At 47.2% G+C, this 17,524-nt stretch carries 14 protein-coding genes and 1 pseudogene; 6 read left to right on the forward strand and 9 right to left on the reverse strand.

The genetic code is table 11. The features are described 5' to 3' along the window. Positions 1-867: 867 nt before the first annotated feature. The 9 genes and pseudogenes from J4864_RS07355 to gmd all read right to left on the reverse strand — a co-directional run bounded on the left by J4864_RS07355 (position 868) and on the right by gmd (position 10,751). On the reverse strand, positions 868-1,158 hold the full coding sequence (locus J4864_RS07355) for a hypothetical protein (RefSeq protein ID WP_211815148.1): 291 nt from the start codon (positions 1,156-1,158) through the stop codon (positions 868-870). A gap of 250 nt (positions 1,159-1,408) precedes the next feature. Further along, positions 1,409-1,798 (reverse strand): Imm50 family immunity protein, encoded by a 390-nt coding sequence (locus tag J4864_RS07360; protein WP_211815149.1) that lies wholly within the window; start codon positions 1,796-1,798, stop codon positions 1,409-1,411. A 1,246-nt stretch (positions 1,799-3,044) separates the two neighbouring features. Then, a pseudogene (locus tag J4864_RS07365) lies at positions 3,045-3,446 on the reverse strand (hypothetical protein); the annotation flags it as partial. A gap of 25 nt (positions 3,447-3,471) precedes the next feature. Continuing rightward, a complete protein-coding gene (locus J4864_RS07370; RefSeq protein ID WP_007366354.1) occupies positions 3,472-4,056 on the reverse strand; it encodes a hypothetical protein in 585 nt (194 codons plus the stop codon). A 421-nt stretch (positions 4,057-4,477) separates the two neighbouring features. Further along, the gene (locus J4864_RS07375) at positions 4,478-4,675 is read right to left on the reverse strand and encodes a hypothetical protein (RefSeq protein ID WP_211815150.1); all 198 of its coding nucleotides are present in this window, start codon (positions 4,673-4,675) and stop codon (positions 4,478-4,480) included. 60 nt (positions 4,676-4,735) lie between these two features. Beyond that, complete coding sequence (locus tag J4864_RS07380) at positions 4,736-5,533, reverse strand: YaaA family protein (RefSeq protein WP_211815151.1); 798 nt, start codon at positions 5,531-5,533, stop codon at positions 4,736-4,738. Between the two features lie 211 nt (positions 5,534-5,744). Further along, positions 5,745-7,859: a prolyl oligopeptidase family serine peptidase gene (locus tag J4864_RS07385; RefSeq protein ID WP_040554102.1), complete on the reverse strand. Its 2,115-nt coding sequence runs from the start codon at positions 7,857-7,859 to the stop codon at positions 5,745-5,747. Positions 7,860-7,966: 107 nt separating this feature from the next. Further along, positions 7,967-9,169 (reverse strand): GDP-L-fucose synthase family protein, encoded by a 1,203-nt coding sequence (locus J4864_RS07390; protein WP_211815152.1) that lies wholly within the window; start codon positions 9,167-9,169, stop codon positions 7,967-7,969. Positions 9,170-9,659: 490 nt separating this feature from the next. Further along, positions 9,660-10,751 (reverse strand): GDP-mannose 4,6-dehydratase, encoded by a 1,092-nt coding sequence (gmd, locus tag J4864_RS07395; protein WP_007366347.1) that lies wholly within the window; start codon positions 10,749-10,751, stop codon positions 9,660-9,662. A gap of 1,098 nt (positions 10,752-11,849) precedes the next feature. On the opposite strand from gmd, the gene J4864_RS07400 reads away from it, so the two are divergent. The 6 genes from J4864_RS07400 to J4864_RS07425 all read left to right on the forward strand — a co-directional run bounded on the left by J4864_RS07400 (position 11,850) and on the right by J4864_RS07425 (position 17,481). Beyond that, complete coding sequence (locus J4864_RS07400; RefSeq protein ID WP_211815386.1) at positions 11,850-13,217, forward strand: MATE family efflux transporter; 1,368 nt, start codon at positions 11,850-11,852, stop codon at positions 13,215-13,217. Between the two features lie 21 nt (positions 13,218-13,238). Next, a complete protein-coding gene (locus J4864_RS07405; protein ID WP_211815153.1) occupies positions 13,239-13,862 on the forward strand; it encodes a cytidylate kinase-like family protein in 624 nt (207 codons plus the stop codon). Next, positions 13,859-14,368, forward strand: coding sequence for a metallophosphoesterase family protein (locus J4864_RS07410; RefSeq protein WP_211815154.1), 510 nt, complete (start codon positions 13,859-13,861; stop codon positions 14,366-14,368). The genes J4864_RS07405 and J4864_RS07410 overlap by 4 nt, the downstream gene beginning before the upstream one ends. Before the next feature lie 133 nt (positions 14,369-14,501). Next, on the forward strand, positions 14,502-15,656 hold the full coding sequence (gene rfbB, locus J4864_RS07415) for a dTDP-glucose 4,6-dehydratase (protein WP_211815155.1): 1,155 nt from the start codon (positions 14,502-14,504) through the stop codon (positions 15,654-15,656). A gap of 195 nt (positions 15,657-15,851) precedes the next feature. Next, positions 15,852-17,033, forward strand: coding sequence for a formate-dependent phosphoribosylglycinamide formyltransferase (purT, locus tag J4864_RS07420; RefSeq protein ID WP_211815156.1), 1,182 nt, complete (start codon positions 15,852-15,854; stop codon positions 17,031-17,033). 28 nt (positions 17,034-17,061) lie between these two features. Then, positions 17,062-17,481: a sugar 3,4-ketoisomerase gene (locus tag J4864_RS07425; protein ID WP_040554311.1), complete on the forward strand. Its 420-nt coding sequence runs from the start codon at positions 17,062-17,064 to the stop codon at positions 17,479-17,481. The last annotated feature ends 43 nt before the right edge of the window (positions 17,482-17,524 follow it).

Raw genomic sequence — 17,524 nt, forward strand, 5'->3', positions numbered from 1 at the left:
TTACGGATAGCTTTTATGCTATATGAATGGTCATAATAGATTGTTAAAAGCAACACAGGCTTTACATCAATATGATATATAGATGTAGAAAACAGATTGGGGTTTTCTTGTTTTATCTGAATCCGGTGATTCCTATAATTAGCGTCTCCAGAATATACGGTATCCAACATCTCTGTTGTGGACATCAGTAATTCTTTATGTCCACCGTAGTCGGAAGTAAAAACCTCACTGTTGTCTTTATAAAATTTAATTACGGTTCGAGAGTAGTCATCTCTTTCTTCGATAATAGTTGTTGTGTCGTGATTTTCGCTCAGTTTATAAGATCTGACATTATCTACAGGGACTAAGACATGTTGGACTTTAGAATGACATGATTCCCACACGCCAAAACCTATAATCAACACGAAATAATTGATAATCCTTTTTTTATTCTTTAAAAACATGCTCAAATGATTTTGATTTACTATTCTGAAACCTCTGTAAAACTCCATTACATGAGACTCTCGAAAATATTATTTAAAGAAACGGTATCGTCTAATATTATGCCATTAACAGATGTGTCTGACGGCACAGAAACCTCCTTCTTAACATGTTCTGCAACATCTATTTTCCCATCTACTCTTTCTTGTCCAACACAAGCTTGTATGGTAAATAAGCTATTGAACAAGACGAGAACCAGCTTTACATTCATCGACATAATTTAGATTACCTTTGATGTTAAAAATCATCCTATGTTTCCCACTAGGAGTCAACTTATTAAAGAATTTCCATTCATTTAGATTTTCCGTAACAACCGACTGTACCAAAAGAAGTTGCCAGGTATAGAGTGTACCATTCTATTTATCATCTATACATGGGATTCGAAGACTAAAATTCTTTTATTATCTTTGCTATTTCTTTATCAATCTTTTCCATTCTAGGACAAAAAAATGTTCTCTTATACATCTTTCTAAAGATGAGGACATCTGTTATATTATTTTTTATCCAAAGTTCAAAGACAATCCAAAGATCTAATGATAGTTTCTTCCCTGTATAATCTGTGATCAGCACATCATAATCATCTATCCGTCTATATACTTGATTCCCATTCGGATATAGAGTATATCCATTATTTTTAAAAAAGTTGATATTTCTCTTTATAAAATATGAATATTCCATAATAAGTTTATTTTGTAAAAGAACATATCCTGATGCTGGTATAATAAAATAAGAGCAGGACCAGGACCAGCTCCATGTTTTATGGCATTATTGTCTATATTCTTAGCGCCACCTTCCCGAGATGGACGAACAGCATGCTCAAATCCTGATTCCCATAGAGTGCCACTTTCTGAACCCTGCCGTGAGTTTCTTCAGGAGGTTGCCTGCCGCCAGAGCAGGCCATATCCGTCCCACCGGCATTAGGGTGGTCTTATCTTTCATATCCAGATATATTCCTAATATAAGCCCACTTTGAATCAAAAGTAATTTCCTTATTATCTAAAAGATTCTTTAATATAACAACATTTTTGTCATCCTTTCTCTGCATTATAAAATTATAATCCATACCTTTAGTAAGACAGATTTTTTTTAGATCAACATCTATAAAGTCAATTTCGAACTGAACAGTATTTATTCTTTTTTGGGACCACTTTAAAGGTAAAACTTCAGGCAGTTCTGTTGTATCTAAAGTTAAAATCAGTTCAGTATCTTCTCCTGGTATAATAGTGATCTTGACAACTTCTATTTTCGTAAAAGTAGGCAGAGAGCTCTTGTATATAGCAGATATGCTTGTTGCATTTTCAAATAGTGTAAAATCCATTGCTTATTTATGGTTAAAAAATACAATGTTTTTTCTGGATACGATCTCTTTTTGGCATTGAGACCTCTTCCCTCCCTTACATGAGAAACCCGTGGAATGTAACTTGTTGATAGTCAAATATACGGTATATAGAGGTCTTCTGTATGGACAGCATCGTGACTCTTATTTTTGAAGCATAATGTCCCTGGAATCGCACAAGACGCATAATTACTATAAGCGCAAAGTGAAAAGTGATTCCGTCCTTTTTCATCTTCTCCCAAATCAAAGATAAACACCTTAGGTGCATCCTGTTTCCCAGAGATACAAGTCCATAAGTTCTTGGCAACATATTAGTTCCATGGAATTGAAAGCCTCTAGGATATCTTTTGGCTCTTCCGTTAAATGGACAGATGGGAATAGAATAAAGGGCTTGTGTACTTGCATAGTATGACTCTCCAAAAACGGATGGTCTTACAAAGAAGGGCAAACTACAGGATAAAAGGCAGAAAAGACAAATTGATACGATGCCTGTCCATCAGCCTGTCTTTCCGTCTTCTACAAACAACTTATTCTCAGATCATCAGTGTTTGTAAATATTTTTGTGCAGTTCAAAGCTGACACACGCTCTTCTGGCTTCTGAAAGATGCCTGATTGACCTGCAGCAGGTGCTCCTTTAGCGTGTTACCAACGCCCTTTTGAAGTCCAATCAGGCACCTTTTACAAACGACTTAACAACCGATTGATTGACTGCTGGTTACAAACCCGCTCTTTGCACATGTTCTTTACATTTACAAATGATTTGTTTGAAATCATGTAATGGTTTTTCAAAATCTTATCTGTCTTTTCAACGTATTAAAATGAAAAGGTCTTTGACTCGGAGGCTGATGACAGGATAGACAGTTGACGGTCTTGGCCATGTTTTTGTTTCATCAATCACTTCGGTTCTTCCGTTAAAGTTATATGAAAAACATCTACACATTTAACGGAAGAACCTTTTATCTTGTAGTTTATCCTCCTTTGTAAGGCCGTCTAATGTTGGACTGTCATACCCTGCAAGTGTATAAGCCTTTATTCTTCCAATCTATACATTTAACGGAAAAACCATATAATTGAACCAGATTCTATTGCTTGAGTATCGTAATAAACAACTATAATACTGTAGAATAAATATACGGCACAGCCTGAGATCATTAATAAAAGAGGTCTACGGACTTGTCTGCATTCCATTTTTATTGACCACCATAATCTTCAGGTGATTGCACTTTCTTTCCAACTGACATGTATGCATACTCCTTCCTCCCAGCTTCGCCTTGTTGAGTTTCTTCAGCGACGTTGGGTCGGCGGCATTCGTGATACCGAGGATATTATCCACAGCATCATAACGATACCTGTTCTCCATGACAGTCTGACCGTCCGCTGCAAGGCGCATCGCCTGCAGACGCTCACACTGCCTGTCGTAGGTATAGGTTGTCTCCGTGCTGTTGCCGAGCTTCGCATAGACCGTATGGCCCACTTTGTCGTAACCTATCCTGTCAACAATAACGCTCTGACGTCCCGGTTTATTGCTCGTAAGACCATCTATTTGTCCTGCCGCATTGTAGTGATAGGTGACGACCTCGCCGTCAGGACAAGTCATCGTCCGCATACGGTTCCAGCTGTCGCAGGTGATAAAATCAACGTGAGGTTCTTTATTGTCAGTCGAAAGCATAGTAAACGGTAGAACCCCTACTAACTACTTTACTTGTAATCTCTCTCCCTTTGAATTCCACTTTTAACGATGCTGGAGTCATCTTTGTATGTCTCAGCTTTAGTATTCTCCCCGTCTCAATTCTAAACATTCTATTTTCATCAATGTTGGAATTTATCTTATTGGTAATGTTCATAACGGACTTTTCCACATCTGCTTCTATCACTGTACTATCTGATCGTTTAGGATAGACAACATACAGACTTCTTCCTTCATTGCGCTGTATACTGTCCTGAGAGAACCTGTCAGTCATGTCATATCCTCTCTTATCCAACACTTTAATAGAACACAAGCTATCAATGCTTCCATTTCTCCCGGGAGGAAATGGCGCTTTAAAAAATTCATAAGTAAAATTGCAATATACTACATCGAATGTCAGCAAATAATAATTGTCATAAGTATTTCCTTTTATTTTTATTTTTTGTAAATTCGCATTTATAATTTTATAATTATGAGGTACTCTGTCTATACAAACATCTCCTATTGCACAAAGCACTCCTATAATCAAAAATACTCCTATGATTTTCTTCATCGTGGCAAAATAAACAATTGGTGCATTCCATTCATACCGCTAATTTCCAGACATTCTGTGATGAAAGAATAATTCCATGACTAAAATCTAATTAAGCCACTCTCACCAGTACAAGTTATGTTCATATAATGATTGGTCTCCCAGGATGGATCAATTCTTCCTTTCCCCTATTATCGTATGTGGTTACAATAACGGAATTCTTCTTAAAATCAATTTCAGAAATATCATTATTCGCCAGCCCATTATTTATTTTATATCTCGATACTTGAATATGCTCTTAGGAGGCGCAGCTCCCTTGCCGCAGTCCCCCGGTGTTCTTCATAGTTTTTGCAAACTATTACTCATCGAGGGATTCCGCACTTACGAATTGAATGTGCGCATGAGGAAAAATATTTTTTCCGTAGGCAGTGTATTAGCCTGTCTATAATTTCCCTACACCGGACAAGACATCTGCTACGTCTTCAGGTGTATTGAACAGGAGTCCCTCTTTGAGTTCTTCATCCGAGAGCTGTGCGAGGAGTTCCCTGGCAGATGACCCGTCGAAACAGGGTTCACCTTTGGTATTGGTCTTGGCGAGCAAGGCTGTGAGTATTTGCCGGCGATATTCTTCTATTGACATGATAAATTTTGTTTTCTATTGTCTGTAAATCTTTTATGTGACTCTTCCGATCAGATGTCATCAGTATTTCCCTGGTTTAAAGGAGGATTGTACCGGCATTTGTGAGATGAAATGCGGATGCGCCTCGTCTCCATAACCCGGCTGATAGACGAATCCTTCATACTCAAAGCCAAGAAGGTCGGCCGGACTGTCAAGCCGTTTGCGCAGGATATAGCTTGTCATAGCCCCTCTGCAGCTTTTGGAATAGACACTGACAGCTTTGAGGCGGTCTTCCTGTTCCACCATGAAGAGCGGCTGGATAATGCTTATTTCTTTTTGCATCCGTTTCCAGTCGAAGAGATGTTGGAACTCTTCTGTCGCCAGATGAACAAGAATACCGTCGTCTTTCTTCACAGCCTTGATGAGCATATCGGTGAGACGGGGTTTCCAATAAGCAAACATGTTCTTCGCACCTGTGGAAGACAGCCGGGTCTTCCCCTCCAGCCGGTATGGATGGATGAGGTCCAAAGGACGTAACAAGCCATAAAGAAAACTTGTAATCCAAAGATGCCGGTCGGCAAAGCACATATCCTCCAGACTATATTCCTGTGCCTTCAGGCATTTGTATGCCTGCCCATAATAAGCGAGCAATGCGGGCAGCAGTCCTTCCTCATTGAAGAAATCCTGATACCGCAGTTTGTTTTCCATTGCAATTTTCCGGCTACAATGGAGTTCTTTGGCAAGTGTCTCTACAGAGAGATCGCCCAGCTCTAACGCCATCTGCCCCGCTTCCTTTCGGAAACGAGGCAGATGCACAGGTAGAGTAAGAACCTTGGTGGTACGGTTCATTGTCTTTGCTGACGCTAACAGAATCTGCATACTTATATAAGGTTAATGTTCTAAAGAAGCCGCATTGCCAGACACCCGTTCCATGGGGGCAGGCTTCGCTTTGTTCCTTTCGTTTAACGCAGCCGCCGTCCGTTTCTCGCAGACAGAAGCCAACGGAGTGAAGCCTCTGCCTCACAACAGGCTTCCTGCGATGGGACAGCCGGCACGGCTCCATTGGCTTCAGAGAGACGGCGATTCTCCCTTAATACTTCAGCCCCATGTTGTACAGGATGAAGCCATAAATATCCGCATGCTCTTCCAGCTGCTTCGACAAGGGCTTTCCGCTTCCATGTCCCGCCTTGGTGTCAATGCGGATGATCGTCGGTGTATCGGCAGCATTGTCAGCCTGCAGAGTCGCTGCGAACTTGAACGAGTGGGCCGGTACGACACGGTCGTCGTGGTCGGCAGTAGTAATCATTGTAGCCGGATAACGTGTGCCCGGCCGGAGGTTGTGGAGGGGAGAGTAGGCACGGAGGTACTCGAACATTTCCTTTGAGTCTGCACTTGTCCCATAATCCGGTGCCCAGTTCCATCCGATGGTGAACTTATGGTAACGCAGCATATCCATTACTCCCACTTCCGGAATACAGACCTTGAAAAGGTCGGGGCGTTGTGTCATGCAAGCACCGATAAGCAGTCCGCCGTTTGACCCGCCGACAATGGCAAGGTAGTCTTTGCTTGTGTATTTATTCTTGATGAGCCATTCACCAGCGGCGATGAAATCATCGAAAACATTCTGCTTCTGCATTTTCGTACCGGCAATGTGCCATTCTTCTCCGTATTCACTGCCACCGCGCAGACAGGCCTGTGCGTAGATTCCACCGTTCTCGAGGAATGGGATACGGTTGGAAGAGAAGTAGGGAGGCATGGCAATATTGAAACCTCCGTAAGCATAGAGATAGACCGGGTTTCTGCCATTGCGCTTCAATCCCTTTTTATAAGTGATGAAAAGAGGAATCCTTGTTCCATCCTTGCTGGGATAGAAAACCTGTTCACTTACATAATCAGATTCCTTGAATTTCACCTTTGGTGCAGAGTAAACCTTGCTGGCACCTGTGGCGAGGTCGTACTGGTAATTGCTCGTCGGAACGGTGAAAGACGAGAATGAATAAAATACTTCTTTCCGGTCTTTTTCGCCGTAGAAAGCAGCACTGCCCACCGTAGGAAGTTTGATCTCAGACAGCTGTTTCCCGTCCATGGAATAGACATAGGCATGATTGGAAGCATCCTTCATATAGTTGAGGATCATCTTCCCGTCAGCAAAGGTAACAGCTTCAAGCATATCCTTGGATTCCGGGACGAGGGTCTTCCACTCGTTGAAACCAGGATGCCCGAGGTCGGTGACCATCAGCCGGTTCTTCGGGGCACCGTCATTCGTGAGGAAATACATTCTGTCCCCGACAGTCTCTATCAGACTGTATTGCAGGTCAAGGTCGGATGTCATCTGGATGAACTGGCCTTCCGGCTGGCGCAGATCGCGTACATAAACACGGTTTCCGGATCCTGCACCGCTCTCATAGAGGAACATCATCGTCTCGTCCTCATTCACGTAAACGGAATAGAAACGCATGGGATTGGCAGGATTCTGATAGAAGAGAATATCCTCAGACTGCGGAGTGCCGACCTTGTGGTAGTAAATCTTCTGTACCGAATTTACATTGCTGAATTCATGTCCTTTCTGCGGTGCGTCATAAGCACTATAATAGAAGCCGTCGCCTTTCCATGCCGCACTCGAGAACTTTGCCCACACAAGATGGTCGTCAAGCAGTCTGCCGGTCTTGGCATCCATCACATAAAACTCCTGCCAGTCGCTCCCGCTGCGCGAAATGGAGTAGGCGGCATATTTCCCGTTGTGAGAGAAATAAATGCCTTTCAGAGCCACGGTCCCGTCGGTTGACAGCTGGTTGGGGTTGAGGAGAACCCGGGCGTTCTTCTCGTCTCCGAGCCGGTCCATCATATAGAGAACACTCTGGTTCTGCAGACCGTCGTTCTTATAGAAGAGCCACTTGCCGATGGACTTGATGTAAGAAGGAGCAGACACCTTCTCGTAGTTAGCCAGTTCCTTCATGCGCTTCAGGAGTTTCCCCCGGAACGGAATGCGGGAGAGATATTCCTGTGTCACCTTGTTTTCTGCAGCCACCCACTCAGCCGTCGCCTTGGAGCTGTCGTTCTCTAACGGACGGTAGGGATCGGCCACCTGCACACCGAAGTAAGTGTCTACCGTCCCGTCCTTCGGTGCCTGCGGGTACGTCAGTTTCTGTGCCATCATGCTGGTTGCGGACAGTACTGCCGCGGTTAGTAATACTTGTTTCTTCATATTTTTAAAGGTTAAAATGAATAAATTGTCCGGACTCGTTTTGTTCGTGGATCTGCCAGACCGAACGGAGCCGACCTGTCCGATTCGCCCCGTCGTCTGGCATCCGTTCATTTCAAGCTGTTCTGATACCATTCATAGAGTTTTTCCACACCTTCCTCAATCTCCACCTTGTGTGTCCATCCGAGGCTGTGCAGCTTGTCTACGTTGATAAGTTTGCGCGGAGTACCATTGGGCTTTTCCGCATCCCAGATAATGTCTCCTCCGAAATGAACCGTCTTCCTGACGAGCTCTGCAAGTTCCTTTATGGTCAGTTCCTTGCCGGTTCCGACATTGATATGACAGTTGCGTATCTCGCCTAATGAAGGGATCGCTCCGCCCCGTCCCTCAGAGTTGTTGCGGTCTACCGTCCCGTCAATCCTGGATCCGTAAAAGACGCTGGAATACTTCTCTATGCCGATGATGTCTTTGAAGTCTACATTCAGCAGAATATGGACACTGGCATCCGCCATGTCTTCACTCCACAGGAACTCACGCAGCGGACTGCCGTCTCCCCACAATGTCACGCAGTTGTTTCCGATGCCGTAGAAAGCAAGCGCCTGCAGGATGCGTTCCTTGTCGCTCCTGCCGTCTACATTTCCTTCCCCGATCTCCTTGCGGAGCTTGTCTGTCGGATTGATCGGCCGTCTGTCCATGTCATTACGGATGGCATCCCAGTCCCCCTCATGGATGAGTCTGGCAAGATAGACCTTTCGCATCATGGCAGGCATTACATGGGAGTTCTCCAGATGGAAATTATCATTCGGACCGTAGAGGTTGGTCGGCATAACGGCTATGTAATCGGTTCCATACTGGAGGTTATAGCTCTCGCACATTTTCAGTCCGGCAATCTTGGCAATGGCGTATTCCTCGTTGGTATATTCCAACGGTGATGTCAGAAGGGCATCCTCACGCATGGGCTGTGGCGCATTCTTCGGGTAGATACAGGTACTTCCGAGGAAAAGGAGTTTCTTTACTCCATGGAGATAACTCTGCTCTATGACATTGCACTGTATCTTCATGTTCTGCATGATGAAATCGGCACGGTACAGAGAATTGGCCATAATTCCTCCGACAAAAGCGGCGGCAAGGACAACGGCGTCAGGCTTCTCCTTTTCGAAGAATCTCTTTACAGCCTGCTGGTCCGTCAGATCCAGTTCCTTATGACTTCGTCCGACGAGGTTTGTGTACCCTCGCTGAAGCAGATTGTTCCAAATGGCAGAGCCCACCAGTCCGTGGTGTCCTGCAATGTATATTTTACTGTTCTTATCCATAATTCATAAGTTCTTCTTAGCGTCTCCCTGCGGAGAGAGTACCTGGCGGAAATCCCGTGGCCATTGGCATCTTGAGAAGAGGTTATGCCTTTGACAGGTCACAAAGGCTTCACGTTGTCCGAAGAAACGGAAGCAGCCCCCTCTGTGCCTTTGCCTTTCTACGGCACCTTTCGCCTCCCCTTCCTCCTGCACAGCCGCACTTCAGCTTTTCAGGAGAAGACTGCATCTGCCTGTCCGAAAGGAAAAGAGCCGTCCAAGGGTCGTGCCCAACTGCATGCTCCGCAAGAATACGGGTGCTTCTTCCGCTTGCGAAGAGACACTCTCCGTTTTCTCACACTTTTTTTCATCCTTACAAAGTCCACCGGCAGTTTCCACGGGATGTACTTCCTGCGTGGGGGAAATACGCAGCTCCTCCCGTCCGGCAACCCTCCTCTCTCTGCCGGGAGAGGAGCGGAACGGTACTCCAGCCTCCACAGGACGGATCGGACGTCTACTTCACGATTCCTTTCTCCAGATACTCCTCCAGATTTGTCCTTACCTTCTCCGCAGCCCCTTCAGAAGCCACTTTGGCCATATCGCTGTCCACCATCAGGTCGACAAGCTCTTCAAAGCTGGTACTGTTAGGATTCCATCCGAGTTTAGCCTTCGCCTTCGTCGGGTCGCCCCATAGGTTGACTACATCCGTTGGACGGTAGAAATCAGGGCTTACTTCGATGAGCACCTTTCCGGTTGCCTTGTCGATACCTTTTTCCTCCATTCCCTCTCCCTTGAATTCAAGTTCGATACCGATGTGCTTGAAAGCGTAGTAGCAGAACTCCCGCACACTGTGCTGTACGCCTGTCGCAATGACGAAGTCTTCCGGTTTGTCCTGCTGGAGGATCAGCCACATGCACTCCACGTAGTCTTTGGCATATCCCCAGTCGCGGAGAGAGCCGAGGTTTCCCAGATAGAGCTTTTCCTGCTTGCCCTGTTTGATGCGTGCTGCGGCAAGCGTGATCTTGCGGGTAACGAAAGTCTCCCCCCGCCGTTCGCTTTCATGATTGAAGAGAATGCCGGAGCAGCAATACATGTTGTACGCCTCTCGATATTCCCTCACAATCCAGAACCCATACTGTTTGGCGACAGCGTATGGGCTGTAGGGATGGAACGGGGTGTTCTCATTCTGCGGGACTTCTTCTACCTTCCCATACAGTTCGGATGTCGATGCCTGGTAGATGCGGCAGGTTTCGGTCATGCCCAGCTGGCGGACAGCTTCCAGGATGCGCAGTACGCCCACGGCATCTACATCTGCGGTGAACTCCGGGGAGTCGAAACTTACCTGCACATGGCTCTGTGCGGCAAGGTTGTAGATTTCATCCGGACGTACTCTGCTGATTACGCCCAGGATACTCATCGAGTCGCCAAGGTCGGCATAGTGCAGATGGAAATGGGGGAGTCCCTCCAGATGAGCGATGCGCTCACGGAAATCCACGGACGAACGGCGAATGGTACCGTGCACGTCATATCCTTTCTGGAGCAGCAATTCCGCCAGATAAGATCCGTCCTGTCCGGTAACGCCTGTAATAAGTGCTGTTTTCTTCATTGTATGTCTTTTGAGTCAAACTGTTTTCTTCCAATAATCGCACAAAGATACAAATTATAATTTATAATCAAGGTTTTCGATGAAGATAATCTTTTGGTTTGTTCTGAAAAGTCATGTTGACGGCAGATCCCAAAAATTGTTCTTTGATCGTTTTTGCCATCATAGAAGCCCGGATTCTTTCCTTCCTAAATGACAATGCCGCAGGAGGAACGACCGAAAAAAGAGGCCTCACAACTTGCGTAATAAAGGGAATAAAGGCTGTGGTCCGGTAAACACTTTCCGTGCCGTCAGTCGTCAGTCCCTTATTGATTGTGCAGGGAAGGAATCAGCCTGTCCGTCATCTGCCGATATGCTGTCGATGAAAGCCAAGCGTGCTGACGATGAACACTAAGTGTGTTGACGATGAACACTAAGTGTGTTGACGGCGCATACTCTAGCGATCTGTTACCGGCAGCGGGAACAGTCAGCAGCTCTTCGGATCCCGGGAAGCGGTTGAGAAACGACAGGCGTAGGAAATAGATACGATGGCCATCCATCAGCAGGTCTTTCCGTCATCTACAAACAACTTATTCCCATATCATCGGTGTTTGTAAACTGTTTTCATGCAACCAAAGTTGACACATGCTCTTTTAGCTTCTAAAAGATGCCTGATTGACTTGCAACCGGTGCTCTTTTAGCGTGTTACCAACGCCCTTTTGAAGTCCAATCAAGCACCTTTTACGAACGACTTAATAACCAATTGATTGACTGATGGTTGCAAACCTTCTTTTTTGCACGTGTTCATTTTATTTGCAGATGATTTGTTTGGAATTATGTAATGGCTTTTCAAAATCCTGTCTGTATTTTCAACGTATTAAAACGAGAAGGCTTTTGTATCGGAGGAGGATCATTGAACAGGCAGTTGACTGTCTTGACTATGTTTTTGTTTAATGAACAACTCCGGTTCTTCCGTTAAAGCAATACGAAAAGCATCCACGCATTGAACGGAAGAACCGGAAATTATGGGAACAATCCGATGTTTCTCAGCTTTTTTTCGTACTTTTGCAGACATAGTATGGAATGAATGTCATTCCTTCGTAAACAGAGAATGGAATCTTGATGAATAACAAGAAGGCGACACTGGAACTGGGGACGAAACCCGTAGGCAGACTGCTGGTGCAATATGCACTGCCGGCGATCGTTGCCATGACGGCAGCCTCCCTCTACAATATCATTGACCGCGTCTTTATCGGTCAGGTAGTAGGTCCGATGGCTATTTCCGGACTTGCCATCACCTTCCCTTTCATGAACCTTGCCAGCGCTTTCGGTGCGGCGGTCGGTGTGGGAGCGTCGACGGCGATCAGTGTGAAGTTAGGACAGCGTGACTATGCCACTGCCGAGAACATCCTCGGCAATACCGTGACGCTGAATCTTCTTATAGGAATCTCGTTCAGTGTGATCTGTCTTCTGTTCCTTGATCCGATCCTGCGTTTCTTCGGTGCCAGTGATGCCACGATCCCATACGCCAGGAGCTTCATGGAGATTATCCTGGCCGGCAATGTCATCTCGCACATGTATTTCGGAATGAACGCTGTCCTGCGGGCGGCATCCAAACCGCGGCAGGCGATGATGGCCACCCTCTTCACCGTGGTGATGAACATTCTTCTGGATGTCGTTTTCATCTGGTGGTGGCACTGGGGAATACGGGGGGCGGCCTTCGCCACGATTATCTCACAGGCACTGGCACTCTGCTGGCAGATGGAGCAGTTTGCCAATCAGAAGGAGCTGCTCCATCTGAAGCGTGGAATCTACAGGCTGCGGCGGCATCTGGTAGAAAATATCATCGCCATCGGCATTTCCCCTTTCCTGATGAATGTTTGTGCGTGTGTCGTCGTGATCTTCATCAACAACCAGCTGGTAAGATATGGCGGTGACATGGCTGTCGGTGCTTATGGGATAGCGAACAGCATTGCGATGATCTTCGTGATGTTCGTGATCGGCCTGAATCAAGGTATGCAGCCGATAGCAGGCTATAACTACGGTTCCCAGCAGACCGACCGGCTGATGCGGGTCGTGAAGCTGGCGGTCTTCGCTGCGACAGGCATCATGGTGACAGGCTGGCTGGCAGCCCATCTCGCCCCTTATTACTGTGCCCGTATGTTTACGACAGACACAGAACTGATCCGACAGGCTATAAAGGCTATAAAGATAAACATGATGATGTTCCCGTTCATCGGCTTCCAGATGGTAGTGACCAACTTCTTCCAGTGTATCGGCAAGGTGAAGATCAGTATTTTCCTTTCCCTGTCACGGCAGCTGCTGTTCCTCATTCCTCTGCTTGCCGTCCTGCCTCACTTCTTCGGTCTGGACGGGGTGTGGTCGTCTCTTCCCGCCAGCGACTTCACGGCATCACTTGTGGCGGCGGTCATCATGTTCGTCTATATGCGCCGGCTGACACATCAGCCCAAAGAACAATCAAGAAGCTGACCATAAACCAAAACCTAAAAGATGGACAAGAAACTGATCATAAACATCGGAAGGCAGATCGGAAGCGGTGGCCGGGTCATCGCAAGGCTGCTGGCAGATGAGTTCGACTGCCAGTTCTACGACCGTGAGATTCTCAATCTTGCGGCCAAGGAGAGCGGTTTCTCCGAAAAATTCTTCGAGCAGAACGATGAGCAGAAAGGATTTCTGAAGAGCCACTTCAACATTCATCTCCCCCTTCTGGCAGATAATGATTTCTACAAGAACAACTTTTCCCAGGAAAGTCTTTACCAGTTCCAGAGCGACGCCATCCGTGAGGTTGCCGGTAAGAATCCACGGTGCGTGTTTGTGGGAAGAACCGCTGACTATGTGCTGCGCGACAATCCCCATACGGTCAACATCTTCATTACGGCCTCGATGCCGACCCGTGTCGCCAACGTCTGTCAGCGTCGTGGCTGTACGGAAGAGGAGGCGCAGAAGATCATTGAGAACGGAGAGAGCGAACGTGCCAAGTATTACAACTACTACACGGCCAAGACCTGGGGAGCGGCGGAGAGCTATGACCTCTGCGTGGATGCCAGTATTCTGGGGACGGAAGGCACGAAGGAACTGATTGCCGAATTTATCAGAAGAAAACTCCAGCGATGAAACGGATCGGGATTCTCTCTGACACCCATGGCTACTGGGATGACAAGTACGAGTATTATCTTGGTGAATGTGATGAGATATGGCATGCCGGTGACATCGGATCGATGGAGGTGGCGGACAGGTTCGAGGCGATGAAACCCGTCTTCCGTGCCGTCTGCGGCAACATCGACGACTACGACATGCGGGCACGCTACCGTGACATACTGCGCTTCAGGTGCGAGGAAGTGGATGTGCTGCTGAAACATATCGGCGGCTACCCCGGACGCTACGACCGTTCGGTACAGCGTATGCTCTATGCTTCGCCGCCCGACCTCTTCGTCGACGGACATTCGCACATCCTCAAGATACAGTTCGACAAAACACTGAATCTGCTGCATATCAATCCTGGTGCGGCAGGTATGCGGGGATGGCACAAGGAACGCACCTTGGTCAGACTGAACATTGAGGGCAATAAATTCTCGGACTGTGAAGTCATCACACTGGGAGACAAGCTGGCGGCGCTTTGATCTTCAGGCTTTGCCCGGCTGTGTACAGGGAGGGGGAGCGAGCCGTCTCCGCTTTCCGGCCTCAGTCAGGATATTGTGCATCATATCCGCCGGGAATGCAGTAAAAGTAAAGAATATAAAATAAACAGAAGATATGAAAACCTATTTAGTAACCGGAGCTGCCGGCTTCATCGGCGCTAACTACATCAAGTACCTGCTTCACAGAAAGTATGCAAACGAAGATATCAAGGTAATCATTCTCGATGCGCTCACATATGCCGGAAATCTTGGCACCATCAAAGAGGACATAGACGGTAAACGTTGTGTGTTTGTGAAAGGTGACATCCGTGACCGGGAACTCGTCGACCGGCTGTTTGCAGAGAACGATATTGATTATCTTGTCAACTTTGCGGCAGAGAGCCATGTAGACCGTTCGATAGAAGACCCTCAGCTCTTTCTCTCCGTCAACATTCTCGGTACGCAGAATCTCTTGGACGCTGCACGCCGCGCATGGGTGACCGGCAAGGACGAGCAGGGTTATCCTGTATGGAAGACAGGGAAACGTTATCATCAGGTGTCTACCGACGAGGTGTACGGCTCCCTGGTGACAGAAGGATACTTCACCGAACAGACACCGCTTTGTCCGCATAGCCCTTATTCAGCCAGCAAGACCAGTGCCGACCTGTTTGTAATGGCTTATCGGGATACCTACCACATGCCCGTCAGTATCACGCGCTGTTCCAACAACTATGGACCTTATCATTTCCCGGAGAAGCTGATACCGCTGATTATCAATAACATTCTCGAAGGGAAGAAGCTCCCTGTCTATGGAAAAGGACTGAATGTACGCGACTGGCTTTACGTGGAAGACCATTGCAAAGCCATTGATATGGTCGTACGTGAAGGACGTGAGGGGGAAGTCTATAATGTAGGCGGCCACAATGAGATGAAGAACATCGACATTGTCAAACTCACCATCAGGACCATCCATGACATGATGGAGGCGGACAAAAGTCTGCGCAATATCCTCAAGAAACAGGAAAAGGACAGTCATGGGGATATTGACATCAGCTGGATCAATGAGCATCTGATCACGTATGTCCCCGACCGTCTCGGACATGATGCACGTTACGCCATTGACCCGACAAAGATCAAGAATGAGCTGGGATGGTATCCTGAGACAATGTTTGCTGACGGCATCGTGAAGACGATCCGATGGAATCTGGAACATCAAGACTGGATCCGGGAGGTCACTTCGGGAGATTACCAGAAATACTACGATAGGATGTACACGAAGAAAGGAAGATAAAATGCAAGGTGTCCACGGCAAACTGCAATATGGAAATAACAGATAAGCATCACATCTGCAGTTGATTCCAGACACCCGCATGATATCAGACCGGATTTACAAGGGATCTCGCCAGTCCATCCCTGATGGAACTGGGACGACAGGCAAGGATCTTGAGAATCACACCCTTTTACCTTTATATAAACAACACCTCACATGAAGAAAATCTTGTTATTAGGTTCCGGCGAGCTGGGAAAGGAGTTCGCCATTGCGGCAAAGCGCGCAGGCCAGTACGTCATTGCCTGTGACAGTTATGACAATGCGCCGGCGATGCAGGTGGCCGATGAGTCGGAAGTGATAGACATGCTTGACGGTACGGCTCTTGATGCTGTGGTCGAGTTTCATGCCCCCGACCTGATTGTTCCCGAGATAGAGGCGATCCGTACGGAGCGGCTGCTCGACTACGAACAGAGAGGAATACAAGTCGCTCCATCGGCACGCGCCGTTAATTTCACGATGAACCGGCGTGCCATACGTGATCTTGCCGCACTCGATCTGGGATTGAGAACGGCAAAATACTTCTATGCCAAGTCTTATGATGAGTTCAAGACGGCTGCGGATGTAATCGGTTTCCCATGTGTGGTAAAGCCTCTGATGAGTTCCAGCGGACATGGGCAGAGCTACGTCCACAATGACGAAGAACTGGCAGAAGCTTACAGGAACGCCATGGAAGGGGCGCGCGGCGATGTAAAAGAGGTCATTATAGAAGAGTTCATCGACTTTGAAAGCGAGTTCACCTTGCTGACCGTTACCCAGAAGAACGGCCCGACTCTCTTCTGTCCCCCTATCGGTCATGTGCAGAAAGGCGGCGACTATCGCGAGAGCTGGCAGCCCTTTGCCCTCCCGGAAGAAGCTCTGAGACAGGCTGAACACATCGCCGGCGAAGTGACACGTGCTCTGACAGGGTATGGTATATGGGGTGTCGAGTTCTTCCTGACAAAACAAGGGGAGGTCATCTTCTCCGAGCTGTCTCCCCGTCCGCACGATACTGGGATGGTCACTTTGGCACACACAACGAATTTCAATGAATTTGAATTACATTTCCGTGCTGTGATGGGGCTGCCGATACCGGCCGTCCATCTGGAGCATGCAGGCTGTTCGGCCGTCATCCTCTCTCCGGTTGAGTCGGGAAAGCCATTGTCGTATCACCTGACAGACGCCTGCGGGGAAGACCGCACACGTCTGCGCATCTTCGGCAAGCCGGTTGCTCATGTGGGGAGACGCATGGGGGTAGCACTCTGCTATGGTGATATCGGCACCGATATGGATGCTCTTCGCAGGAAAGCGAGACGTGTGGCAGAGACCGTATTAGGCACTGACCCGTATATGAAGAAGTGAAGTGTCTGGGGAACAGGAAATTGAGGAGATGAAAGACAAGCCGACTTCATTAGGGAAGATCATCTCATTACAGAAGGTAGTCGACCCTCGTGGCAACCTGACCGTAGCCCAGGGAATGAAGGACATACCCTTTCAGATGGCCCGGGCTTATTGGACCTATGATGTCCCATCAGGTACTTCCAGAGGGGGGCATGCACATAAGCATTGCCGTGAATTCATTATTGCTGTAAGCGGATCATTCACTGTTACGCTGGACGATGGCCATGGGAAAGAGTCCTTCCTGCTGAATCATCCTTACCAAGGATTGCTCGTCAACACAGATCTATGGCGCACACTCGATGACTTCTCGTCGGGTGCTGTGTGCCTTGTATTGGCTGAAGATCCCTTTGACGAGGCCGACTACATCCGCAACTATGATGATTTTATCGACTATTTAAGCCATAAGTAGTTATGAGGCAATGCTTTTATCCCAGGGTCAGCATAGGATTAAC

Origin of the sequence: Prevotella multiformis (assembly GCF_018127985.1) — a bacterium.
Taxonomy (GTDB): Bacteria; Bacteroidota; Bacteroidia; order Bacteroidales; family Bacteroidaceae; genus Prevotella; species Prevotella multiformis.